The sequence below is a fragment of the Caballeronia sp. A2-2 genome, assembly GCF_057612605.2.
Genome location: NZ_CM172587.1, coordinates 1,494,469 through 1,516,256, shown reverse-complemented (window position 1 = coordinate 1,516,256; position 21,788 = coordinate 1,494,469). Strand labels below are relative to the sequence as shown.

Sequence of the window (21,788 nt, the reverse complement as noted above, 5' to 3'; positions counted from 1 at the left end):
AACTCAAGGAGCCAACATGTCTCTGATCATAGCGGGCCGCTTTCAGACTTTCCCCGCCGCCGAATCCGCCGCCCGCAAGCTGTTCGCGCGCGGCTTCACGGAGGAAGATGTGACGCTGTTCTTCGTGAATCCGAGCGGACAGCATGCGCGTCATCCGGTGGGTGGCGATGTCGGCACCGATGCCGGTGCGATCTCTGCGCCTAAAGGCGCGGGCAAGGGCGTGACGATTGGCGCAGTCGTGGGCGCGGTCATCGGCGCGGCTATTTTCGCGATTTTCAAATCGCCGTTGTTGGTGTCGGTGATCGCGGCGGGGGTTGGTGCTTATATTGGCTCGCTTGCGGGGGCGATGTCGCATACGAAGAAGGAGCATATCGAGCATGGGGATGAGCCTACGCGTCATGCGGGGGTGCTTGTTGCCGTGCATGTTGCGCCGGAGACATCTGCCGATGCGGCGACTATTTTGCGCGAGTCAGGTGGTGTGGAGATCGAGCGGGCGTCGGGGCGGTGGCAGCAGGGCCGTTGGAGCGATTTCGATCCGTTGAAGGCACCGAATCCGGTTGAGGAATTTGCGCAGCCGCGGGTTTGATCGTGCAAGGGGCTGCTGGTTTTGGGATCTTTATTGCAGTAGCCGCCTCCCCGGCGGGGGGGTAACTTTCTTTGCTGCTGCAAAGAAAGTCACCAAAGAAAGCAGCTTTTACCCCTCCGCACGCTGGCTGGAAAGGGTGGTCTGAATTAACGATGCAGTGGCCGCAATAGGACTTGCCACGCATCACGAGCGCTTAGGCAACCTAGCGATTTCGCGCTCGAATAATCAAAGCTAAGTGGACCGCATTCATTCATTCGGCCATGCGCTTCGCGCGCCGAGAACTTTAGAACGGAATCCCGCAGCGTATGAGTGCCCAGCCACCTCACACCGCATCGCACCTCTCCCATTGGGCCCTACCTTGGTAAGTCCTTCTGGGCAAAACGCACACACCAACGCAAGTCACCTTTTAGTCGGAGCACTAACCAAGGTAGGGCCAAATAGCAATCTTGCGGGGACGTGTGATGTGGCTGGGCGCTGATACGCTGCGGGATTCCGTTCTTACTGTCTCGGCGCGCGCAGCGCATGGCCGAATGAATGAGCGCGATCCACTAAGCGTTGATTACTCAAGCGCGCAATCGCCAGGTTGCCTAAGCGACTCGTTATGCGTGGCAAGTCCTATTGCGGCCACTGTATCGTTAATCCAGTCCAACACTTTCCAGCCAGCGTGCATGGGGGTAAAAGCTGCTTTCTTTGGTGACTTTCTTTGCAGCAGCAAAGAAAGTTACCCCCCCGCCGGGGAGGCGGCTACTGCAATAAAAACACAACCAGCAGCAGCCCTTGCACGACACAAAGCCAGCAGCAAAACAGGCACGCTCCATGCGCTACTCCCTAGCAGGCCGAAAAAGCCGCATCAGCAAGTTCCAAACTACAAAGCCACAGGAGGTTTATATGAGCACGAATGTCATCTCGGTACTCAACGATCTAGTCGAAACGTCGAACGATGGTGAAAAGGGCTTCCTCAAGGCAGCCGAAGAAACCAAGGACCCGAGCCTCAAGCAACTGTTCCAGGGCCGCGCCCAAGCCTGCACGAGCGGCGCCCGCGAACTCCAGGAACTGGTGCAACGTCTCGGCGGCAAGCCGGAAACCGGCGGTTCCGTATCCGGCGCGCTGCATCGCGGCTGGGTGGATGTGAAGTCCGCCGTGACCGGCCACAGCGATCACGCGATTCTCGCGGAATGCGAACGCGGCGAAGATGCCGCCAAGAAGAACTATCGCCAGGCGCTCGACAAGGAACTACCGGCCGATGTGCGCGCGGTGATCGAACGTCAATATCAAGGTGTGCTGGAGAATCACGACCGCATCCGCGATCTGCGCGATCAATACGCCGCCGCGAAGTCCTAAAGCTCCACCGAAGCAAATTCTCGCAGTGTGCTTATCGCCGCCTCGCGCGGCGATTTTTTTGCGCGCTCAAAAGAAAACGGCCGCTTGCGCGGCCGTTTTCGTGGTCATCGCATGAAACGACTCAATGCGGCTGACCCTTGTCGTTCGTACCCATCGACGATGCCGCCGCAGCCGCGGATGCGCCCTTGAGCTTGTGCGACTTGTTCTGCTGATGCAGATAGGTGCCCTTCGACTTCTTGGCGGTCGTGCCGGCGGCGTCGGACGCTGCCTGCGCGAAGGCCGTGGTGGAGAAAGCGGCCGTCGCGGAAAGAGCGATCGCCAGCGCGCCAATCAATGCCATCTTTTTCGTCTTCATGGAAGAGCTCCTGTTCGTCGGGGCCCGCGAATGCCGCCATGTACATGCCGCACGCCGCAAGCCGCCTGATGAGTGACGGCCTTGAACCCGGAGCATGGACTCAGGGATTGGCCGTACTTCGTTTATAAAAAACCGACAATGCTGCGAGGTCCTTCGACAACACCTTACCGTGCGACTGTGAAGCTCATGCGAGAACCCGCGCCGAAATCCGGAACTTGCGCTCATATGAGTTCAAGCCCGAACCCGGCGCGGGTTCCTGTCCTGCATGTCCGTCGTGGCGGCTCGTTATTACGAACCTTTACGAATCGAACTAAGCGAACTATGCCATCAAGCCGCCATTACTGCGCGGCGATTTTCAGGCGATTCTTCACGGATGCAACACCCGACACGTTCTTGACGGTCGTTTCCGCATTGGTCTTGTCGTCGGCCGACGGCACCGTGCCCGTGAGCCACACCACGCCCTGCTTCGTCTTGACATGGATATGCGTGGCCTTCACGTCCTTCGCACTCAGAAGTTCGGCCTTGACCTTCGCGGTGACCGCGCTGTCATCGACCTTTTGTCCCATCGATGTATCGGTGCTGCCCGATTCCGTGGTGGCGGCATAGGCGCTCACATTCAATGCGAACACGGCAACCGCGATAGTGCCGGCAGTCTTCAGGAATTGAGTCGTCTTCATGGCAATACTCCATTTTCTCGATTTTGGTCGTGCGCGCCAGCTACGCGTTGCATCTCTCGATGATTGCGCGGGCGCCCCGTGCTGTCGCTCGCCGCATCCGCATGCGGGCCGGCAAGCACGTTCGCGACGTGGTTGTGCGAATCGTGCAAGGTCTACCGCAACTTGTGTGCCCCGCCCTGCCACTTTTGCCGTGTCGGACCTCCGGCAAAGCGGAAAGAGTCCAAACAATCAAGGCTTTGTCGATGTCTGGAGAATGTACGAATACCGCCCGGAGCGGCCTCTGCAGGCGTTTTCAAATCACGGCGGCACGCGCGGCGGTTTTGTCTGAGGCCGTGTAAAAAGTGCGTGAAAAGCGGTCTGCCGCTCACAGCTTCGCGACGCATCGGCATGCAACAACGTAGACGGCACACGGCATTGAGTGCAATTGGCACGGTTGCTGCTTTAGAAGCCTCACGCAGCATCCATCACGCCAAACACAATCGAGGATTCGCAAGCAATGCCGCCTTCACTCGAACTCCGCACCAAGCAAAGTCTGGCGCTCACACCGCGTCTTCAGCAGTCTGTGCGCCTGCTCCAACTCTCGTCGCTTGAGTTCCAGCAGGAACTGCGTAACGCGCTCGACACGAACCCTTTTCTCGAATACGACGAGTCGCAGACCGACGACAACGCACTCGGTGCTGATAACGGCAACTCGATGAGCGATTCGACATCGGCGAGCCCGGCCGATGGCGCATCCGAAGCGCCGCTCGCTTCCGAGCAAAGCATGGAAAGCGATGCCCCCGCCGACTCCGCCTCGCGTGACGATTCGATCAGCGAATATTCGTCGGGCGAGTACTCGTCCGATCCGTTCGGGCGCGGCTCCCGCAATGGCGGCGATGGCGAAGGCTCCGATCCTGCCGACTGGGTGCGCATCGAGCCGTCGCTGCATGAGACGTTGCACGACACGCTGCGTCTGTATCAGTTGAGCGAACGTGACCGCGCCATCGCGCAACTGGTGATTGAAGCACTCGATGACGATGGTTATCTCCGTCAAACGCTCGCGGAACTGGCGAGCGTGGTCGATATCGAGCCGGAGTTGTCCGAGGACGAATTGACCATCGCGCTCAAGCTGGTTCAATCGCTGGACAAGCCGGGCGTCGGCGCGCGCAATCTCTCCGAATGCCTCACGCTGCAACTCCGCGCGATGGACGAAGACACGCCGGGCCGCGAAGTCGCGATGGAAATCGTCGCGCATCATCTGGAGCGGCTTGCACGCCGCGAACAGGCGGAATTGCAGAAGAAGATCGGTTGCAGTTCTGAAGAACTGCGTACCGCATGCGCGCTCGTGCGCCGGCTCGATCCGAAGCCGGGCGAGAACTACGGTCAGGGCGAGGACAATTACGTGGTGCCCGATGTGATCGTGCGCCCGGTCAAGAAGCAATGGGTCGTGACCATCAACCCGGCCGTGTTGCCGCGTGCGCGTATCCACCGCATGTATGCCGAACTGTTCGCGCAATCGGCGGGCGCCAGCCGTTCGCCGCTTGCGCAACAGTTGCAGGAAGCGCGCTGGCTGATCCGCAACGCGCAGCAACGCTTCACGACCATTCAGCGCGTGGCGGAGTGCATCGTCTCGCATCAGAAGGCGTTCTTCGACTATGGCGAAATTGCGCTCAAGCCGCTCGTTCTTCGCGATGTCGCCGATGAACTCGGCCTGCACGAATCCACCATTTCGCGTGCGACGGGCAACAAATATATGTCGACGCCGCGTGGCATTTTCGAGTTCAAGCACTTCTTCCCGCGCGAGCTTTCGACGGATAGCGGCGGTACGTGTTCGGCCGCTGCCGTGCGCGCGCTGCTCAAGGAAATGATCTCGAAGGAGAATTCGCACGATCCGCTGTCGGATGTCAGTCTTGCGAAGATGTTGGCCGATCAGGGTGTGATCGTCGCGCGCCGGACGGTGGCGAAGTATCGCCATCTGATGAAGGTGCCCCCCGCGGAATTGCGCCGCTCGGCATAAACGTATTCGATGTTTTAACGCGCCGGTGGTCGCCTTCGACCCGGTCAACTGAGATGTGCGAGCACAATCCAGGCGCGATAGACGGGCCGCCCGAAGCATGGGCGGCCTTTTTTTATTCTGCTAGTTTTCTTCGTCGTCCAGATCGCTGAAGAGATCGGTGATCGCTTCGCTCGCCGGCTCTCGCGGCTGCAATGCGCCGCTGCGCGCCTGTTCGAGAATCTCGGGCGACAACCACTTTTCCTCCATCGCGGCGATGCCGCTCTCGATCATCTGCTGGAGGAAGAACGACTGCTTGCGCCCCGTCACTTCCGCCAGTAACCGCAACCGTTGCTCGATCGCCGGATCGACGCGCACGGCAACCACTTTCAGCTTGTTTTCGGCGGTCCTTCGCACTGCATGCTCCTGTTCGTGTGGCTCGCGCCCGTTTCGGGGCAGAGGGCGAGTATGTACCACGAAGGCGCGGCGAATCGCAAATATTCATCACCGTTTTTCATCACCGCCAGCCGGATTCGCGGTGCGTTCGCTTGCGCGCGGAGGTCGCGGCCAGTTCCGCGCCGAGCAGAAACACCGCCGCCGAGTAATACAGCCACATGAGGATGACGATGAGCGAGCCCGCCGCGCCGAACATGTTCGCCGTGCCCGCGTGTTCGAGATAAAAAGCGAACAGGCGTTTGCCGCATTCGAAAAGCATCGCGGATGCGGCCGCGCCGAGCACGGCATCGCGCCACTTCATGCGCGTGGTCGGCAGGAACTTGAGCAGCACGGTGAAGGCGAGCGTCAGCATGCCGAGCGAGATTGCGCGGCGCGTAAGCGAGGACAGCACGATGAACGGATTGCCGTCGCCCAACGCCCAATGGCCGAGCACTTCGACGGCGGCATCGAGCAACAACAGCACGACGACCAGCAACCCCGCGCCGACGACGAGGCCGAACGACATCGCGCGCACGCGCAACAGCGACACGATGCTCTCGCGCGTGCTGACGACCGGCGTCGGCCAGATCACATTGAGCGCGCTGTGCAGCGATGAAAACGTCGCCGATGCGCCGAGCAGCACGCCCGCGAGCGAGAGAATCGCGGTGCTGCGGGCGATATCCGCGTGCCACGCGTTCACGACGATGGCTTCCAGCGCGTGCGCCGCATCCGCGCCAACCACGCCGCTGATTTCATCGAACAGACGGCCTTGCACGGCATCCGCGCCGAAGAAAATGCTCGCCACCGAAATGACGATGACCAGCGTCGGCGCGAGCGAGAACGCCGCGAAGAACGCGATGGATGCGGAGAACATGAGGCAGTGGTCTTGCGTCCACTGTGTGATGGGATCCACCACCCACGACAGCCAGCCGAAGCGCGTCGTGCGGCCTGCGGCGAGCGGTGTTTGCGATGGTGAAGTCGGGCTTTCGCGGTTCATCGGCGAGAGACAAGTGAAACGTCAATCGCCGATGGTAGCTGTAAAACTATTAAGCGCGCTCGTCGTCTGCCGGATCGTCTTCTTCGTCCAGCAATCCGCGCGTTTCGTCTTCCACTTCGTCAGGGAGAATATCGGCGTCGGGTTCGAGATTGTGATCGCCATCGGCGGATGCGGCTTCGCCCGTGCCGTAGCGGTCGGTATCGCTGTTCAGTTCGGCTTGCGACTGGCCGAGCGCGTGGGCATCGAGTTCATCTTCGATGTCGCCCGGATGACGCATTTCGCCCTGCACGTCCGAGCCGCTATCCGATGAATCGCTCGGTCCGAGTGCGCCCGTGCCGTGTCCCTTGCCGACTTCCACTTCGCCCTCTTCGGACGGATTCAATGTGCTTCCGCTCATCATGACCTCCTGTTCGTGTTCAAGTGTCCATGACGAGTTCGCAAAACCCGTTCCGCGATAGCTGCGTACGCGCAAATAAAAACCCCGCGCATCCTTCGATGCGCGGGGTTCTTGATGCAAGCCATTCACGCCTTGGCAGCGGGCCGTTTCTGCGGCTGCGTGCCCTGCCTCACCGTCTTCACGGTCTGCTCGGTCACGGAAGTCGCGGTCGCGACGCTGCGCAAATCCGACAGGAACGAATCGCGCCAGACGGAAAGATTGTTCTCGCGCAGCGGCGCCATCATGTCGGTGTGGCGCGCCTGACGTTCGGCGAGCGGCATCGACAAGGCGCGTTCCAAAGCTTCGGACATCTGCGAAAGATCGAACGGATTCACGACGAGCGCGCCCGGCAACTGATCCGCCGCGCCCGCGAACTGTGACAGCACCAACGCGCCCGGATCGGCCGGATCCTGCGACGCTACGTATTCCTTCGCGACGAGGTTCATGCCATCGCGCAGCGGCGTGACATAGCCGACCTGCGAGAGCCGGAACAGCGCCATCAGCAGATTGCGTTCGTACTTGCGGTTGAGGTATTGAATCGGCGTCCAGTCGAGCTGCGCAAAACGTCCGTTGATGCGCCCCGCTTCGCCTTCCAGATTCTGACGGATGCGCTGATACGTCTGCACGTCCGAACGCGTCGGCGGCGCAATCTGCACGAGCGACACACGGCCATGCCAACCCGGCGCGTTCAGCAGCAAACGCTCGAACGCCTGAAAGCGCTCGACCAGGCCCTTCGAATAATCCAGCCGATCCACGCTCATGATGAGCTTGCGCCCACGCATGCTGTCGCGCAGGCTTTTCACCTGCTTGCGATTGGCGAACTGATCGGCGGCCTTGGCAATCGCATCCGGATAAATGCCGATCGGATACGCGCCCACCTTGAGCATGCGTCCGAAGGCCTGCAACATGCCGTCTTCGCTCGAATGTCCGCGCCCGGTGCGCTCGATATAGTCGACGAACGATTGCTTATCGGCATCCGTCTGGAAACCGACGACATCGAATTGGCACATCGCCGCGATGAGTTCTTCATGCGGCGGCACCGTGCGCATGATTTCCGGCACCGGAAACGGAATATGCAGGAAGAAGCCGATCGGGTTCTGCACGCCGATCTTCCGCAACTCCTGCGCGAACGGCAGCATGTGATAGTCGTGCACCCAGATGATGTCGTCCGGTTGCAGCAAAATTTTCAACTTGGCTGCGAGGCTCGCATTCACGCGCATGTAGCCCGCGTACTCTTCGCGATCGAAGCGCGAGAGATCGTTGCGATAGTGGAAGGTCGGCCACAGCGTGGCGTTCGAGAAGCCACGGTAATACTGGTCGTAATCGCGGCGCGTCAGCCCGACGGTCGCGTAAGTCACGTTGCCGCTCTTTTCCAGCACGGGGTCGGCTGCCTCACCGACGATCTCGCCGCTCCAGCCGAACCACACGCCGCCCGTTTCCTTGAGCGCGTCCAGCACGCCGATAGCCAGGCCGCCTGCGCTGGGCTTGCCTTCCTGGATGGGCGCGACGCGATTCGATACCACGATCAATCTGCTCATTACAGCGTCACCTCTCAGTTGTCGTCCATGCTCGAATTGGCGGTTACAAGCATGCAAGCTTTGTGCCCCTTTGTCGCGAATTGGAAACAAATATTCGTATCTGAATGTTACCGACGAACGAAAACACGCGACGAGCGACCGTCGCGTAGAAGAATTTCTTCAGACATCAAAGCGTTCGTGGCGCGTTTTCTCACGCGTCCTGCTCGGACCCGAGATCGCGCTGATAGTCGATGCCCTCCTTGCGCGCGCCGCCCTGATTGTGGTCGCCATCGGGCGGAACGCCAGGCGCGGCGCGGTTTTGGTGAGTTGGATCGTGTTCGGCGGGCGGCGGGGTCTCGCCCGGAACGCCCGATGCCTTGGCCGCTTCGGCGCGCGCTTCGCGCTTGGAAGAATGACGCGCGGAGCGTCGGAGTGCGGGGTGCCTCATGAGTGCCTCCAGAATTGAAGGCCGTCGCGTTGTGACGTCGGCGGCGTCGGTGCTGACACGCCGCATCGGCTTCGAGGCGGCGTTACGTCGGAAACAACGACCGGCAACATCGCGCATCGCCGGTCATTGATGCTTCATTCGTTGTAATCGCTACGCACGGGATGGAAACTTATTCAACGCTTGCACGAAATCAGGGAATCAGTCCGAATGCGCGTTTCCGGCGTCCATTCGACGCTTCAGTTCAATGCACATGCGGCGTTTCATTCGGTCCCGGCGGCGGGTCGCCGATCGGCTGCGTCGGCGGCCCCGGAGGCTCGCGCGTCGGGTCCGGATTCGTGTCGGGCGGAATCGGCGTGGGCGGCGGCTGATCGGGAGGCGTCACCGGCGGATCGGGCGGCTGCGGCGTTTGTGCGTGAACCTGTGCGTGAATCAGCGCCTGAATCCGGGAACGGGCGAAGGCATCGCTTCGGGCAACGATGAGAGACATGTTGGACTCCTTGCGGTCTTGTGATCGTGACGACCTTCAACGGTCACTTGTAAGACAGCAAGCCACATTCCCCTGCACTGCTCGACACGCCCTCGCTCATCTCATTATCGGCGCAGAAATGCCCGGTGCCAATAAAAACGCCCGCGCATTTTGCATGCAGCGGGCGGTGTTTTCGTCTAAAGATAAGCGACGATCAGGGATTTTCGCTGTCGGCGTCGTTGCTGTCGCCGTCGCCTGCAGCGGCCTTGCTCGCGTCCTCGCCGTACTCGACAAGGCGGTTATACAGCGTTTTCAGGCTGATGCCGAGAATTTCCGCCGCCCGGGTTTTCACGCCGCCGCACTGTTCCAGCGTGGCGAGGATCAGTTGCCGATCCGCCTGCGCCAGCGACGTGCCGAAGGGAATCGTCACCGCTGTGCCGGCAGAAGGCTTCGACAGCGAAATCTGCAAAGGCACCGTTGCCGTGCTGTCCGAATCGTTGCCGGACATGATGTACGCACGCTGAACGTAATTCTTCAACTCACGCACATTGCCGGGCCAGTTATACGATTCGAGCATCTCACGCACGGCAGGCGGGAAGCCCTTCTTCGTGTTGTAGCGCGAATTGAGTTCGTCCAGAAACGCCTGACCGAGCAATTCGACATCCTTGCCGCGTTCGCGCAGCGGCGGCAGGTTGATCGGAAACACGTTGAGCCGGTGATACAAGTCCAGCCGCAGCTTGCCTTCGAGCACGGCCTGTTCGGGATCGCGGTTGGTCGCGGCGATCAGGCGCACATCGGTTTCCAGTTCCTTCGTGGTACCCACGCGCATGAACATGCCGGTTTCCAGCACGCGCAGCAGCTTTACCTGAAGCTCGATCGGCATTTCGGTAATTTCATCGAGGAACAGCGTGCCGCCGTTCGCGCGTTCGAAATAGCCCTTGTGCTGACGATCCGCGCCCGTGAACGACCCGCGCTCGTGCCCGAACATTTCCGACTCGATCAGGTTCGGCGAGATCGCCCCGCAATTCACCGCGATGAACGAATGCTTGCGACGCAGCGAAAGCTCATGCAGCGTCTGCGCGGCGACTTCCTTGCCCGTGCCCGATTCACCGATCAGCAGCACCGAAGCGGCCGTCGGCGCGACGCGTCCGATCTGGTCGTACACGGTCTGCATGGCGGGCGAATTGCCAAGCATGAGGCCGAAGCGCCCCATGCGGCGCAACTCGCCGCGCAGCGTGCCGATTTCCGCCTTCAGGTCGCCCGCGCGCGGCAGGCGCGACAGAATGGCCTTCACGCGCTGCATGTTGATGGGCTTGACCAGATAATCGGCCGCGCCCATCTTGAGCGCGCTCACGGCGGATTCCACCGTCGCGTGTCCGGTGATGACGATGAACTCCACGCCCGAGCGCGGATCGAGATCCTCGAACAAGTCGACGCCCGTTCCATCGGGCAGTTTCAGATCGGTGAAGACGACATCAGGCGTCTGCCGCACGAGCTGAATGCGCGCCTCGCGCAAGTCGCCCGCCGTGGCGGTGGTCAGTCCGTCTTCGCCGATGATCGCGGCTAGCGCCTCGCGAGTGCTGGGATCGTCATCGACAATCAATACATGTGGCATGCGATTCGATTACTTTCAAAGCGTTTCAGGGTCACACGCCGCAATTCGGGCGTGGTCTTCTCCGGTGGCGCGGGGCCGTCCGGGCCGGGGCGCTTGCACGTTCGAACGCGCCTGCAAGCGCATGTCGTGTCGTGACGTGGCGCGGTAAGTAGAATAATTTCCGATGTTCCGCACGCTTTTGAACGTTCGCCGTAAGACTTTCCATATAGGCGACTTATGACGAAGTTCCACTGATTATAAAGGTTTATCAACACAAAAACGCACGCCGGATGGGCGTGCGTTTCGGACGCTCGTCTTGGTCACTCCACAAAGTGCGCCGAATTCAATGACGCAATCGTGAAGCTGCCAGCGCGTGCAAGGAGTCGCGTCGGCGCGAACTTAGCTGCGCGGAAAGTGCCACGCGTCGGGCGTGCCACCGACCGTGCCGTGGCCATTCACCGGCGCGCCGGATGCGCTCGATGCGCGCGACGGCGTGAGCACCTTGCCGCCTTCGTCTTCCCACACATTCAGGTCGCGCGCCGTGCGGCGACCCGCCGCATCGCGCGATTGCGCCCATTTCCACGCGAGCACGCCGCCGACTGCGAAGAGCGCGCCAAAGATTCCGATCGAGTGCCGTGCCATTTATCTGTTCTCCCTAGATGATGAAAATCCGAAGCCGCTCGCCTACAGCATCCGCTTAGCGCGACACGATCAATCCGACCAGAAACCCCACGCCCGCAGCGATCCCAAGCGACTGCCACGGATTGTCCTTCACATACTTTTCCGTGCAATCGATGCTCGAACGATAGCGGCTTTGCGCGCTCGCCTGCGCATCTTCGAGCGCGGTGCGCGCGGCATCGACGTGGTCGCGCAGACGCGTTCGCAGGGCATCGACACCTTCACCTGGCAAGGTTGCCGACAGCCGCGCGAGTTCCTCGGCGTCGTGCAACAACACCTTGATGTCTTCGATGATTTTTTGCTTGCCCAACGCAAGCTGGACAGTCGTCTGATTCATGAAATGAAGTCCTCGGCCAAGTTGAAGTTCTTGATGTTGTCGATGTCGCAGCTAGCGCTCAGGCCGTGCGCAGGCGCAGCCGCCTCAAAATGCCCGCCACCATCAGCGCGCCGCCCGCCACGCCGAATACCACGCTCGTCACATTCGCGGCGCGCGCGAGTCCTGGCGTACCCGCGGCGTAGCCGAGCACCGCGCACATGAGCGAAGTCACGAGCGCCACCGCCGCCCAGTGATAGATGTCGATCGTCTCGCCCGCCGCGAGTTCCGGACGTGCACGGGCAGGCGTCGTCGCGGGCGTGCCGCGTTCCTGACGGACCGGGCCCGCGTGTTCGCGTGCGTAAGAATCGAAGTCGAGAATGTCTTCCATGATGCGGTTGCCGTTGTGAGATGCCTGTTCTCGTATCGTGGGCGGCCCGCGTCGCGGCGCAGGTTTCAAGGTTCTGTGCGAGGGATAGTGCAGCTTTCGTGCCACGCCTCGCACGCCCGTGTTCAGGTAATGTCCGCGCGGCTGGCGCACGCGCCGCGTAGTTCCGGGTAACAATTGCGGGTCGCTTTTGTAATTTGTCGGCGGATGCAGGCGATCCTTGCCGTTACGCGGCTCAGACGCTCTACGGCATCAGACAATTTGCCGTCTGCTTACGGTCTGCATTGCCGCAAGGACGTGCCGAATGGTTAAATAGCGGATATTGAGATAGATGGGCCGGATTGGATCGCCCGGCGTCACGCGTCGCGCGATGCCATCGATCGCGAACGATTCCCGCGCACCTTCGACGCGGCGCTCACCCGATGTCCGCATGGCCGCTCGCCGCCGCCCTTCCTCACCCTATCGCAGAACTTCAGGAAACATCAGCACACATGGCGTCAACCGAACTGGACCCGCCGCTCGTCGCCGGCGAATCATCGGCGCAGAAAAAGCGCAATGCGGGAGAGGTGCCGGGCTTGAAGTCCTACGGACTGCTGTACGGCTCCTCGCCCGTCATGCACGAGCTTTACACGCAGATCGATCGCGTCGCCGCGACCGATGCGACTGCGCTCATCATCGGCGAATCGGGAACGGGGAAGGAACTGGTTGCCCGCACCATCCACGATTACAGCGCGCGCAAGGATGCACCGTTCATCGCCGTGAATTGCGGGGCGATTCCGGACAACCTGATCGAAGCCGAACTCTTCGGCCATGAGAAAGGCAGCTTCACGGGCGCGGTGCAGGGACGCATCGGCTATTTCGAACATGCCAACGGCGGCACGCTGTTTCTCGACGAAGTCACGGAGATGTCGCCGGTGCGGCAGGTCAAGTTGCTGCGCGCGCTCGAAACCGGCACGTTCTTTCGCGTCGGCGGCAACGATCTGATCACCTCGGACGTGCGCGTGATCGCCGCGACCAATCGCGATCCGGTCGTCGCCGTGAAAGAAAACGGGCTGCGCGAAGATTTGATGTACCGGCTCGCGGTGTTCCCGCTACGCGCGCCGCCCCTGCGCGAACGCGATTCGGACCGCGAACTGCTCGCGCAACATTTCCTCGCCGAGATGAACGCGCAGGAAGGGACGAGCAAGGCCTTCAGCAAGCGCGCGCTCGACGTGCTGCGAACGTATTCTTGGCCGGGCAACGTGCGTGAGTTGAAGAACACGGTGTATCGCGCGTTCATTCTCGCGGAGAAGACGGTGGAGATCGCGCATCCGCATCTCGCCTCGCGCGTGAAGAAGCCCGTGACTCAGGGCGATGCCATGAACGTCTGGGTCGGCACGCCCCTGGCCGATGCGCAGAAGCAGATCATTCTGGGCACGCTCAAGCATTGCGGTGGCGACAAGCGACGCGCGGCGAAGGCGCTCGGCGTGAGTCTCAAGACGCTCTACAACCGTCTCGGTGCGTACGAGAACGAAGACCCTGATAGTGGCGATACGCCGTCATCCAGCAACGAAAGCTGACCTCCAGCAATCTTCGAGTCTCCACACGAGCGCGCTTCCTGACGCGCTCGTTGTCTTTTGCGCGTGCCGTTCGTCGCGCTTGCAATTTCTTGCAAATTTCCCAGCACTGTAATTAGAAGCTTGCTTCAAAATGCGCGAGACGCGCGGCACGCCGCGATTCGTCCCGCGCATGGAGGAGTGCGCGCGGTTGCAAGCGACAACGCGCGCCGCTTTGCCTTCGGCGCGAACGACAGAACACGAAGACGAAGACGAAGGAAAGCACTATGCAGATGAAGGCCCAGAGACGCGGCGCGCGGGCCGCCGCGTTCGTCGCGACGCTCACAGGCGCGCTCGCCTGTCTCACTCTCAGCGGATGCAACTCGCTCTACAGCGAAGGCGCGACGGCGGGCGCCGGTATCGCGGGCGCGGCCATCGCGGGCAGCGTGACCAGCAACGCGGCGGTTGCGACCGGCATCGGCTTGGGCGCGGTGGCGGCGGCACGGACCGGCGTGCAGTACACGCAGCGCGTCGTCCATACCAACACGCAGGACAAGATCGCTTCGATCGCCGGGCCGCTCGCGGTCGGTGCGGTGGCGCCGTGGAGCATCGTGCATTCGGTGCCCATCGAGGATGACGAGAAAGGCCGCGTGACGGTGAGCCGCACCATCAGTTCGGGCGCGCTCGATTGCAAGGAGATCGTGTTCTCCGTCGATCGCGATGCCACGCAGGATCGTCCGGCCGACAGCGCGTTCTATGTCGCATCGGTCTGCCGCGATGGCAAACAGTGGAAGTGGGCCTCCGCCGAACCGGCGACGCCGCGCTGGGGTTCGCTGCAATGACGGTGCCATTGATTTCAGGCAACGCGCTGCGGCTTGCGCTCATCGCGACGGCATCGGCCGCGTGCGTATCGATGAGCGGCTGCGCATCGATCGGTGCGGCGACCGGCGCGGTGGCGGGCATCGCGACGGGCGCGGTGACGACCAATCCGGCGATTGGTTTTGGCGTGGGCATCGCGGTGCAGGCAGCGACGGATGAAGTCGTCAAGCGCACGATGAAATCGCTGCATCAGGATCAGCAGTTGATGATCGCGACGACCGCAGGCATGGCGCAAGTCGGCGAGACGCGGCCGTGGAAGGTCAAGCACACCTTGCCGGTCGAGAACGGGCATGGCGAAGTGCGCGTGCTTCGGGTGATGGATAACGCGTTGGCGAGCTGTCGCGAGTTCGCGTTCTCCGTCGTTGATGGTGACGAGGCGAATGCGCCGACTGAGTGGTATGTGGCGACGGCTTGTCAGCAGCCGAGCGGGTGGAAGTGGGCTTCGGCGGAGCCGGCGGTGGAGAGGTGGGGGAATTTGCAGTAGTTGGGTTGAAAAAAAGCGCGGTGGCTTTGAGGCGCCGCGCTTTTTCTTCGACCGAGCGTCGGCAACTTGCGTCGTTCACGAAGACGCCGCGCGCGCCGACGTCAGAGCATGAGCGCGTAGGTCGAGCGCCGACAGATTCAGGCTGACTGACTTCCAGACGGCATCCGCGTAATCGGGATTGCTCAGGTGTTCCGTCATTGGACGGGGATTTACGGAGGCATCCTGACCATTCTCTGCCAGGAATGCAAGGTGGGCATAGATGGCTTCCCTTGCGTTTTCGATTGCCTCATCCATCGTCTCGCCGGCTGAAAAACAGCCGGGCACATCGGGAACAGTGACTCCGAAGATGCTCCCTTCATCTTTGTGAATCGCGATCGGTAACTCCATTTTTGCTTCTCCGTCAGGGATACAGCCGGTTCAACATATCAGCGGCTTTCAGAACGGCTCTTACCGTCCCGATTGGAATGTCTTTTCTTGGATGCGGCACCGTGACACTACGTTGAGTCTCGGAGTGCCTGAATTGATGATGACTGCCCCTGATCCGCATCAACTCCCAACCCTCGTCAAGCAGCATTCTTATCAAACGCGATGAATCCATCTCATCTCCGAATGCTTCGTGCAAATTCTACACACGAAGCGGTGTTCTAGAAGATGAGAAATCTACGGACTGACGCCATTGTCGGGCAGTCAGCCGAACGGCCTAATCCCCAAACAAAAAGCGCGGCCCCGTTTCCGGCAACCGCGCCCCTTCACTCCTGGACCACCCAAGCCCTCAAGCCTCCACATCCTCCAGACTCAACATCTCCGTCTGATCGTTATACGAAAAAATCTCCCCATAACGTCCCCAGTCGATGACCGCATCCAGCGTCTCCTGCGCAGCGCTATCGGACAAGAAATCCTCAAGCTCCTGCTCGAACCGCACCCGCGGCGCGCGATGCCCCGGCCGCTCGTTCAGCACCTTCTTGATCCGCGCAGCGAGCGGCACATGCCGCAGCAAATGCTCCGCGAACATCATCTTGCGCTCCTGCGTGCCGAACTCCGCGAACACCCGCGCCTGCGGCGTCAGATAGATATCCCCTTCGCGCACATCGGCGAAACCAAGATGCTGAAGCACTTCCGCGATCGGAAACAGTTCATCCACTTCCAGATGCAGCGTGCGCGCGATTTCCGGCATGTCCGCGCGGCCGTGATACGGCTCCGCCGCGAGCGTTTCGATGAGACCCGCCATCAAATTGGTCGACACCGAAGGCAGCCAGCTTCCCAACTCCAGCCCCTTCTTCTTCGATTCATCGAGTTGACGCGCGGTCATCTTCGCGTAGATATCATCGACGAGCCGCCGGAACGCCGGATCCAACCGGTTGCGCGGATGCTTGAACGGCACCTTGATCTCGGCCATCACGCGTCCCGGATTCGACGACAGCACGAGAATCCGATCGCACATGAACACCGCTTCCTCGATGTTGTGCGTCACGATCAGCACCGACTTGATCGGCATGCGGCCCTGCGTCCACAGATCGAGCAGATCAGTACGCAAGTTCTCGGCGGTCAGCACGTCGAGCGCGGAGAACGGCTCGTCCATCAGCAGCAAGGTCGGATCGACGACCAGCGCGCGCGCAAAGCCCACACGCTGACGCATGCCGCCCGACAACTCGCGCGGATACGCATTCTCGAAGCCGTCCAGCCCGATCAGATCGATGGCGGCAAGCGCCCGTTCGCGCCGCTCGCGCGCACCGACGCCCTGTGCTTCCAGACCCGCTTCCACGTTCTGCAGCACGGTCAGCCACGGAAACAGCGCGAAGGTCTGAAACACCATCGCGACGCCCTTGGCCGGTCCGCGCAACGGCTCGTTGAGATACGTGACCTCGCCGCCCGTCGGCGAAATCAGCCCGGCGATGATGCGCAGAAGCGTCGATTTGCCCGAGCCGGAACGCCCGAGCAAGCCGACGATCTCGCCTTCGCGCAGCGCGAGATTGGCGTCATCGAGCACGAGCAGTTCGCCCTGTGTCTTGTTGAAGCCGCGACTCACATTGGCGACGCGCAGGATTTCCGCGCCGAGCCGAGGCGGCGTGCCCGGGATGGCGTTGGCGCCCGGACGCAAGGTTTGCGCGCCGGACGACTGCGTGTTTTTAAGGTTCTCCATCGGCACTCGTCCTCAATCCAGTCGAAGTCTTGATTCGGCGTAGGCGTACAGCGGACGCCACAGCACGCGGTTGAACAGCGTGACGAACAGCGACATCACGGCAATGCCCAGAATGATCTTCGGATAATCGCCATCGGCGGTGGTCTGCGCGATATACGCGCCCAGACCGTGCGCGACGATGCTCGTCTTGCCCCACGACACCGCCTCCGCGACGATGCTCGCATTCCACGCGCCGCCCGACGCCGTGATCGCCCCGGTCACGTAGTACGGAAAGATGCCCGGCAGCATGCATTTCCTCCACCACTGCCAGCCGCGAATCTGAAAGTTGGCCGCAGCCTCGCGGTAATCGTTCGGATAGGACGACGCACCGGCAATCACGTTGAACAGGATATACCACTGCGTTCCGAGCACGATCAGCGGCGAGAGCCAGATATCCGGGTTCAGATGGAACCGCACGATCACCACGACGAACACCGGAAACAGCAAGTTGGCCGGGAACGCGGCGAGGAACTGCGCGAGCGGCTGAAACTTCTCCGCGAGCGCGGGACGCAAGCCGATCAGCACGCCAATCGGCACCCACACGACCGACGCCAGCGCGATCAGCACCACCACGCGAATGAGCGTGATGAACCCGAGCACGAACACATGGCCGACTTCACCCCAGGTCACGCCCGCAGCGACGAACGCCACCACCTTCCACACGACGAACACGGTCAGCAGCACGACCACCGTGCCCCACGCGATATCGCCCGTGCGCGTGGACGGCACCGGCGCGCGGAAATTGCCGAGCTTCACGCCTTGCAAGGAAGGCAGCTTGATCGGCACGCGCGCGGCCTTCGCGAGAATCCAGCCCGCTGGCACGAGCAGACGGTGAATCAGCCGCGTGCGGCGGATCAGGTCGAGCAGCCACGACTGCGGCTCGTCGCCCGAACTCGTGTTCTCCATGCGGAACTTGTCGGCCCACGCGACCAGCGGGCGAAACATCAGCTGATCGTAAGCGAGGATGACGACCGTCATCGCGAGAATCACATAGCCGATCGCGGCGAGATTGCGCTCGCCGATGGCAGCCGCCAGATACGCGCCGATGCCCGGCAGCACGATGGTGCGATTGCCCACCGTGATCGCCTCCGATGCCACCACGAAGAACCATCCGCCCGACATCGACATCATCATGTTCCAGATGAGGCCGGGCATGGAGAACGGCACTTCGAGCTTCCAGAAGCGCTGCCAGTTGGTGAGATGAAAGCCGCGCGAGACTTCGTCCAGATCCCGCGGCACCGTGCGCAACGACTGGTAGAAGCTGAAGGTCATGTTCCACGCCTGACTCGTGAAGATGGCGAAGATCGCGGCGCACTCCGCACCGATCACGCGCCCCGGAAACAGCGCGAGAAAGAAGGTGACCGTAAACGAGATGTAGCCCAGCACCGGCACCGACTGAAGAATGTCGAGAATCGGCACCAGCACGATGGACGCGCGCCGGCTCTTGGCGGCAAGCGTGCCGTACACCAGCGTGAAGATGAGCGAGGCGACCATCGCCGCGAGCATGCGCAAGGTCGTGCGCAAGGCGTATTCGGGCAGGTTTCCGGGGTCGAGCGAGATGGCCTGCGTCTGCAGGGTGGAGATCGGCGCAAGCGTCTCGTGAAAGCCTACCGTCGCGAGCGCGAGCAGGCAAATGATCATCGGAAACGCGATGAAGTCCCAGCGATTGGGCAAGACCCGCCAGGCCGACGCATTCGCCGTGCGACTGAGATTGAAGCCAAATTCCATTCAACGCCCTCCCCGTAAGGCTTTATTGCGGCCCGCGTGCGCGGGATGATGCTGGAGGCGGCGCATGCACGCCACTTCGCGAGGCGCGCTGTCTCTCTGCTGTCTCTTTGCTGTCCCGGCTGTGCTGTTCAACGCGCACGCCAGCGGATCAGCCGACAGCCCATGCGATGCCGGCACGCCCCGTCCATGCCGAACCGAGCGACACTACACCATCCTTCGTGACAGACACAACCTCGGCGCGCATCCCCGGCGATATCTTCTTGCTCTTCGGCGCCGCGAAGGCAAAATGAAGGGGCGGTCGCCATGCAGAACATGCGTTCCAGTTTCTGCGGCGCCTCGGCGTGACCGAAAGGCGACCGAAACCCGTCCTTAATGTGGCAACAGGTGAGGGAACGCGATGCTTGAAAGGCGGCGCAAAACATCGTCCAATCTTGCCTTATCACGAACAAAAACTGAGCGTCGATCCGATGCCTGCCGCGACCTTCCTGCCAGTGTCCAGCCTGGCGCCTCGCCGGATTGCCCGGTCACCTTGCTGGCCTTGCCCCGCTGTGCTCGGAGCGAGCGCACAAGCATGTGGCGCGCCCGGCGTGCTGCGCGCTGCCGTCAGGGCGGCGATTATCCCGTTTTTGACCGGCGGCGGCGAGTGTTTCCGCGTGTCGTCGGAAGTCTTGTTGCCGCAAAGCAGCGTTTATACGTTTGCGCGCGCATGGCGCCCTGACAGCCGGCACAAGCGATGAACAAGATCCTCCTGCACCGCTTGATCGCGACGCTCGGCTTTGCCCTGCTCGCCTTCGTATGCTGGATCGCGGCCGGCCTGTTGTCCGATCGCATGGTGCAGCAGGAGATGAACGCGACGGTGCGCACGGAGCGGCAGATGGCGGCATCGATCGTGGACAACATGGCGCAGATCATCGCAAGCGATCTGGCGATGTCGCGCGCCATTCCGGGCACGCTCGCGCAAATGGACCTCGTGGACCGGGCGCTGTCGGAGTCGCGGCATCACGCGGTCAGCGCGTCCGGCACTGAAAGCCAGCGCCGCGCACACTTGAACGCGCTTCCGGGGCTGGCGCGCGTGAACCGCTTCCTACATGACGCGCAGGGATTCTCGGGACTCGATTCCATCTGGCTCGTCAACGACCAGGGGTACTGCATTGCCTCCAGCAACGCGGGCGACGACAACAGCTTCATCGGCTACGACATGAGTTCGCGTGCCTACGTCACGCGCGCGCTGCTTGGCGGTTTCGTCGAGATGTACGGCGTGGGGCGGCTTTCCGGCGAGCCGGGCATCTTCATCGCGGCGCCCGCGTACGACGACGGGCTGCTGGTGGGCGCGGTCATCGCCAAGGTGAGCATCGACCGGTTGCGGCATTGGGTGTCGCGCACCGGCACGTTCGTGACCGACGAAAACGGCGTCGTGGTGATGGCCAACGATGGCCGCCTCGAATATCAGGCCTTGCCGGATTCGCCCGTCGCCCGCATGACGCCCGAGGAGCGGCTCGGCCACTACCGGCGCGAGGCGTTTCCGGAACTGCGCGTGGTTCACATCGGCGAGCAGATGCGGGAATCCGCGCACTGGCTCGCGCCGACGCTCGCACAGAGTTTCTACGCGACCAACGGCAGCAACGTGCCCTCGCTCTACGACGAACGCACCGGGCTGAACTCGGGGCTGTCGGCGCATATCGTCCATCCGCTGACGAGTTGGCCGGAAATCAGCCGCAATCACAGCCGCGACCGTTTCCTCGTATTCCTGACGATGTTGGGCGTCGTGACGCTGGCCATCGTGATTGCAACGTCGTATTCGCGCGAACGACGCCTGCATCGCGCGACGCGCGATCTCGCGGAGAAATTGCAGTCGGCCAACACGCTGCTGTCGGCGGAAGCGCGCCACGATGCGCTCACGGGCGCGCTTTCACGCCGATACTTTCTGGACATGCTGCGTCATGAAATAGAACTCGCGCGGCAGGCGAACGCGCCGCTGTCGGTCGCCATCGCCGATCTGGATCACTTCAAGCAGATCAACGACCGCTTCGGGCATGCGTCGGGCGACCGGGCGCTCGAGCATTTCGTCGAGGTATGCCGCGCGCAGCTTCGTCCGAGCGATGCCATCGGACGCCTCGGCGGCGAGGAATTCGGCATTCTGCTGCCCCAAACCGCACTCGCGGATGCCCAGGCCGTGCTGGAGCGGCTGCGCAAGCGCTTTCACCACGAGCATTGCGCGCATCTTCCGGCGGATGCGGTGTTGTCGGTCAGCATCGGCATCACGCAACTCGGGGAAGACGACGCGCTCGAATGGATTCTGTCGCGCGCCGATCTTGCGCTCTACGAAGCGAAGGCGCGCGGCCGCGACCGCAGCGAAGTGCGCCCCGCCGATCCCGAACCGCCCACCTTGCATCCCGAGGACTCGCTTGCGGGCAAATGACCGCGCTTCTCTATGACGGCTTCCGGCAGCGCGCGCGGCACGCAGGTATCATCGACGTTCGATATTGCATGCCGCTGCCGTCATCGGAGGTTTGAATGAAGGGAAATCTGGTCATCGTCTGCCGCGATCAGGACGTCGAGACGTTCGATCACCTGCTCGCCGAGTACGGCTCGTTTCAGACGCGCCTCTCGTCGACGACGTGGTTCCTCAAGATCGATCTGGCGCCGGAGGTGATCCAGGAGGAGATTCTCTCGCGGCTTGGCAAGTACACGACGCACTACATCTTCGAGGCGTCGACGGTGACGTACAACACGGTGGACAGCGAAGCGGCCTCGGCGCTGGATACGCTGTTCGACTGATT

At 61.8% G+C, this 21,788-nt stretch carries 25 protein-coding genes; 8 read left to right on the top strand and 17 right to left on the bottom strand.

What is annotated here, in order from left to right; genetic code table 11:
- The first annotated feature begins 16 nt into the window (after positions 1-16).
- Positions 17-586 (top strand): glycine zipper domain-containing protein, encoded by a 570-nt coding sequence (locus ACZCWR_RS07185; RefSeq protein ID WP_487303010.1) that lies wholly within the window; start codon positions 17-19, stop codon positions 584-586.
- Between the two features lie 888 nt (positions 587-1,474).
- A complete protein-coding gene (locus ACZCWR_RS07180; RefSeq protein WP_487303009.1) occupies positions 1,475-1,927 on the top strand; it encodes a PA2169 family four-helix-bundle protein in 453 nt (150 codons plus the stop codon).
- Positions 1,928-2,048: 121 nt separating this feature from the next.
- Here the strand turns inward: ACZCWR_RS07180 and ACZCWR_RS07175 are convergent, their stop codons facing one another.
- Together ACZCWR_RS07175 and ACZCWR_RS07170 are read right to left on the bottom strand one after the other, a co-directional pair.
- Positions 2,049-2,282 (bottom strand): hypothetical protein, encoded by a 234-nt coding sequence (locus tag ACZCWR_RS07175; RefSeq protein WP_487303008.1) that lies wholly within the window; start codon positions 2,280-2,282, stop codon positions 2,049-2,051.
- Positions 2,283-2,620: 338 nt separating this feature from the next.
- Entirely contained in the window at positions 2,621-2,959 is a 339-nt protein-coding gene (locus tag ACZCWR_RS07170; RefSeq protein WP_487303007.1) for a BON domain-containing protein, read from the bottom strand.
- Between the two features lie 496 nt (positions 2,960-3,455).
- Here ACZCWR_RS07170 and ACZCWR_RS07165 point away from each other — a divergent pair, with 496 nt between their 5' ends.
- Positions 3,456-4,955 carry an RNA polymerase factor sigma-54 gene (locus ACZCWR_RS07165; RefSeq protein ID WP_487303006.1) on the top strand — a complete coding sequence of 500 codons (1,500 nt, stop codon included), beginning with the start codon at positions 3,456-3,458 and terminating at the stop codon, positions 4,953-4,955.
- 120 nt (positions 4,956-5,075) lie between these two features.
- On the opposite strand, the gene ACZCWR_RS07160 is transcribed toward ACZCWR_RS07165, so the two are convergent.
- From ACZCWR_RS07160 to ACZCWR_RS07110, 11 genes are all read right to left on the bottom strand, one after another.
- A complete protein-coding gene (locus ACZCWR_RS07160) occupies positions 5,076-5,348 on the bottom strand; it encodes a hypothetical protein (protein ID WP_487303005.1) in 273 nt (90 codons plus the stop codon).
- Between the two features lie 100 nt (positions 5,349-5,448).
- The gene (locus ACZCWR_RS07155; protein ID WP_487303004.1) at positions 5,449-6,363 is read right to left on the bottom strand and encodes a YihY/virulence factor BrkB family protein; all 915 of its coding nucleotides are present in this window, start codon (positions 6,361-6,363) and stop codon (positions 5,449-5,451) included.
- A gap of 49 nt (positions 6,364-6,412) precedes the next feature.
- Entirely contained in the window at positions 6,413-6,763 is a 351-nt protein-coding gene (locus tag ACZCWR_RS07150; protein WP_487303274.1) for a chemotaxis protein, read from the bottom strand.
- 122 nt (positions 6,764-6,885) lie between these two features.
- Positions 6,886-8,337: an alpha,alpha-trehalose-phosphate synthase (UDP-forming) gene (gene otsA, locus ACZCWR_RS07145; protein WP_487303003.1), complete on the bottom strand. Its 1,452-nt coding sequence runs from the start codon at positions 8,335-8,337 to the stop codon at positions 6,886-6,888.
- 190 nt (positions 8,338-8,527) lie between these two features.
- Positions 8,528-8,764, bottom strand: a complete 237-nt coding sequence (locus ACZCWR_RS07140; RefSeq protein WP_487303002.1) for a hypothetical protein — start codon at positions 8,762-8,764, stop codon at positions 8,528-8,530.
- A gap of 241 nt (positions 8,765-9,005) precedes the next feature.
- On the bottom strand, positions 9,006-9,251 hold the full coding sequence (locus ACZCWR_RS07135) for a hypothetical protein (protein ID WP_487303001.1): 246 nt from the start codon (positions 9,249-9,251) through the stop codon (positions 9,006-9,008).
- Positions 9,252-9,444: 193 nt separating this feature from the next.
- Positions 9,445-10,845, bottom strand: a complete 1,401-nt coding sequence (locus ACZCWR_RS07130; protein WP_487303000.1) for a sigma-54-dependent transcriptional regulator — start codon at positions 10,843-10,845, stop codon at positions 9,445-9,447.
- A gap of 378 nt (positions 10,846-11,223) precedes the next feature.
- Complete coding sequence (locus ACZCWR_RS07125) at positions 11,224-11,466, bottom strand: hypothetical protein (protein WP_487302999.1); 243 nt, start codon at positions 11,464-11,466, stop codon at positions 11,224-11,226.
- A gap of 55 nt (positions 11,467-11,521) precedes the next feature.
- On the bottom strand, positions 11,522-11,839 hold the full coding sequence (locus ACZCWR_RS07120; RefSeq protein WP_487302998.1) for an ElaB/YgaM/YqjD family protein: 318 nt from the start codon (positions 11,837-11,839) through the stop codon (positions 11,522-11,524).
- Positions 11,840-11,897: 58 nt separating this feature from the next.
- Positions 11,898-12,206 carry a hypothetical protein gene (locus ACZCWR_RS07115; protein WP_487302997.1) on the bottom strand — a complete coding sequence of 103 codons (309 nt, stop codon included), beginning with the start codon at positions 12,204-12,206 and terminating at the stop codon, positions 11,898-11,900.
- Positions 12,207-12,455: 249 nt separating this feature from the next.
- A complete protein-coding gene (locus tag ACZCWR_RS07110) occupies positions 12,456-12,635 on the bottom strand; it encodes a hypothetical protein (protein WP_487302996.1) in 180 nt (59 codons plus the stop codon).
- Between the two features lie 59 nt (positions 12,636-12,694).
- Here ACZCWR_RS07110 and ACZCWR_RS07105 point away from each other — a divergent pair, with 59 nt between their 5' ends.
- The 3 genes from ACZCWR_RS07105 to ACZCWR_RS07095 all read left to right on the top strand — a co-directional run bounded on the left by ACZCWR_RS07105 (position 12,695) and on the right by ACZCWR_RS07095 (position 15,101).
- A complete protein-coding gene (locus tag ACZCWR_RS07105) occupies positions 12,695-13,762 on the top strand; it encodes a sigma-54 interaction domain-containing protein (protein ID WP_487302995.1) in 1,068 nt (355 codons plus the stop codon).
- A gap of 263 nt (positions 13,763-14,025) precedes the next feature.
- Positions 14,026-14,580 carry a hypothetical protein gene (locus tag ACZCWR_RS07100; RefSeq protein WP_487302994.1) on the top strand — a complete coding sequence of 185 codons (555 nt, stop codon included), beginning with the start codon at positions 14,026-14,028 and terminating at the stop codon, positions 14,578-14,580.
- Complete coding sequence (locus tag ACZCWR_RS07095; protein WP_487302993.1) at positions 14,577-15,101, top strand: hypothetical protein; 525 nt, start codon at positions 14,577-14,579, stop codon at positions 15,099-15,101. The genes ACZCWR_RS07100 and ACZCWR_RS07095 overlap by 4 nt, the downstream gene beginning before the upstream one ends.
- 75 nt (positions 15,102-15,176) lie before the next feature.
- On the opposite strand, the gene ACZCWR_RS07090 is transcribed toward ACZCWR_RS07095, so the two are convergent.
- From ACZCWR_RS07090 to ACZCWR_RS07075, 4 genes are all read right to left on the bottom strand, one after another.
- On the bottom strand, positions 15,177-15,488 hold the full coding sequence (locus ACZCWR_RS07090) for a type II toxin-antitoxin system HicB family antitoxin (protein WP_487302992.1): 312 nt from the start codon (positions 15,486-15,488) through the stop codon (positions 15,177-15,179).
- 13 nt (positions 15,489-15,501) lie between these two features.
- Positions 15,502-15,699, bottom strand: a complete 198-nt coding sequence (locus tag ACZCWR_RS07085; RefSeq protein ID WP_487302991.1) for a type II toxin-antitoxin system HicA family toxin — start codon at positions 15,697-15,699, stop codon at positions 15,502-15,504.
- A 174-nt stretch (positions 15,700-15,873) separates the two neighbouring features.
- Positions 15,874-17,241, bottom strand: a complete 1,368-nt coding sequence (locus ACZCWR_RS07080; RefSeq protein ID WP_487302990.1) for an ABC transporter ATP-binding protein — start codon at positions 17,239-17,241, stop codon at positions 15,874-15,876.
- 12 nt (positions 17,242-17,253) lie between these two features.
- On the bottom strand, positions 17,254-19,008 hold the full coding sequence (locus tag ACZCWR_RS07075; protein WP_487302989.1) for an ABC transporter permease: 1,755 nt from the start codon (positions 19,006-19,008) through the stop codon (positions 17,254-17,256).
- 733 nt (positions 19,009-19,741) lie between these two features.
- Here ACZCWR_RS07075 and ACZCWR_RS07070 point away from each other — a divergent pair.
- Positions 19,742-21,427, top strand: a complete 1,686-nt coding sequence (locus ACZCWR_RS07070; protein ID WP_487302988.1) for a sensor domain-containing diguanylate cyclase — start codon at positions 19,742-19,744, stop codon at positions 21,425-21,427.
- Between the two features lie 95 nt (positions 21,428-21,522).
- On the top strand, positions 21,523-21,786 hold the full coding sequence (locus ACZCWR_RS07065) for a hypothetical protein (protein ID WP_487302987.1): 264 nt from the start codon (positions 21,523-21,525) through the stop codon (positions 21,784-21,786).
- Positions 21,787-21,788 lie beyond the last annotated feature (2 nt).

What these genes read in the sequence shown, in the direction of transcription:
- ACZCWR_RS07185 (WP_487303010.1), top strand. Translation starts at nt 17, where the DNA reads ATGTCTCTGATCATAGCGGGCCGCTTTCAGACTTTCCCCGCCGCCGAA.
- ACZCWR_RS07180 (WP_487303009.1), top strand. Translation starts at nt 1,475, where the DNA reads ATGAGCACGAATGTCATCTCGGTACTCAACGATCTAGTCGAAACGTCG.
- ACZCWR_RS07175 (WP_487303008.1), bottom strand. Translation starts at nt 2,282, where the DNA reads ATGAAGACGAAAAAGATGGCATTGATTGGCGCGCTGGCGATCGCTCTT.
- ACZCWR_RS07170 (WP_487303007.1), bottom strand. Translation starts at nt 2,959, where the DNA reads ATGAAGACGACTCAATTCCTGAAGACTGCCGGCACTATCGCGGTTGCC.
- ACZCWR_RS07165 (WP_487303006.1), top strand. Translation starts at nt 3,456, where the DNA reads ATGCCGCCTTCACTCGAACTCCGCACCAAGCAAAGTCTGGCGCTCACA.
- ACZCWR_RS07155 (WP_487303004.1), bottom strand. Translation starts at nt 6,363, where the DNA reads ATGAACCGCGAAAGCCCGACTTCACCATCGCAAACACCGCTCGCCGCA.
- ACZCWR_RS07150 (WP_487303274.1), bottom strand. Translation starts at nt 6,763, where the DNA reads ATGATGAGCGGAAGCACATTGAATCCGTCCGAAGAGGGCGAAGTGGAA.
- otsA (WP_487303003.1), bottom strand. Translation starts at nt 8,337, where the DNA reads ATGAGCAGATTGATCGTGGTATCGAATCGCGTCGCGCCCATCCAGGAA.
- ACZCWR_RS07140 (WP_487303002.1), bottom strand. Translation starts at nt 8,764, where the DNA reads ATGAGGCACCCCGCACTCCGACGCTCCGCGCGTCATTCTTCCAAGCGC.
- ACZCWR_RS07135 (WP_487303001.1), bottom strand. Translation starts at nt 9,251, where the DNA reads ATGTCTCTCATCGTTGCCCGAAGCGATGCCTTCGCCCGTTCCCGGATT.
- ACZCWR_RS07130 (WP_487303000.1), bottom strand. Translation starts at nt 10,845, where the DNA reads ATGCCACATGTATTGATTGTCGATGACGATCCCAGCACTCGCGAGGCG.
- ACZCWR_RS07125 (WP_487302999.1), bottom strand. Translation starts at nt 11,466, where the DNA reads ATGGCACGGCACTCGATCGGAATCTTTGGCGCGCTCTTCGCAGTCGGC.
- ACZCWR_RS07120 (WP_487302998.1), bottom strand. Translation starts at nt 11,839, where the DNA reads ATGAATCAGACGACTGTCCAGCTTGCGTTGGGCAAGCAAAAAATCATC.
- ACZCWR_RS07115 (WP_487302997.1), bottom strand. Translation starts at nt 12,206, where the DNA reads ATGGAAGACATTCTCGACTTCGATTCTTACGCACGCGAACACGCGGGC.
- ACZCWR_RS07110 (WP_487302996.1), bottom strand. Translation starts at nt 12,635, where the DNA reads ATGCGGACATCGGGTGAGCGCCGCGTCGAAGGTGCGCGGGAATCGTTC.
- ACZCWR_RS07105 (WP_487302995.1), top strand. Translation starts at nt 12,695, where the DNA reads ATGGCGTCAACCGAACTGGACCCGCCGCTCGTCGCCGGCGAATCATCG.
- ACZCWR_RS07100 (WP_487302994.1), top strand. Translation starts at nt 14,026, where the DNA reads ATGCAGATGAAGGCCCAGAGACGCGGCGCGCGGGCCGCCGCGTTCGTC.
- ACZCWR_RS07095 (WP_487302993.1), top strand. Translation starts at nt 14,577, where the DNA reads ATGACGGTGCCATTGATTTCAGGCAACGCGCTGCGGCTTGCGCTCATC.
- ACZCWR_RS07090 (WP_487302992.1), bottom strand. Translation starts at nt 15,488, where the DNA reads ATGGAGTTACCGATCGCGATTCACAAAGATGAAGGGAGCATCTTCGGA.
- ACZCWR_RS07085 (WP_487302991.1), bottom strand. Translation starts at nt 15,699, where the DNA reads ATGGATTCATCGCGTTTGATAAGAATGCTGCTTGACGAGGGTTGGGAG.
- ACZCWR_RS07080 (WP_487302990.1), bottom strand. Translation starts at nt 17,241, where the DNA reads ATGGAGAACCTTAAAAACACGCAGTCGTCCGGCGCGCAAACCTTGCGT.
- ACZCWR_RS07075 (WP_487302989.1), bottom strand. Translation starts at nt 19,008, where the DNA reads ATGGAATTTGGCTTCAATCTCAGTCGCACGGCGAATGCGTCGGCCTGG.
- ACZCWR_RS07070 (WP_487302988.1), top strand. Translation starts at nt 19,742, where the DNA reads ATGAACAAGATCCTCCTGCACCGCTTGATCGCGACGCTCGGCTTTGCC.
- ACZCWR_RS07065 (WP_487302987.1), top strand. Translation starts at nt 21,523, where the DNA reads ATGAAGGGAAATCTGGTCATCGTCTGCCGCGATCAGGACGTCGAGACG.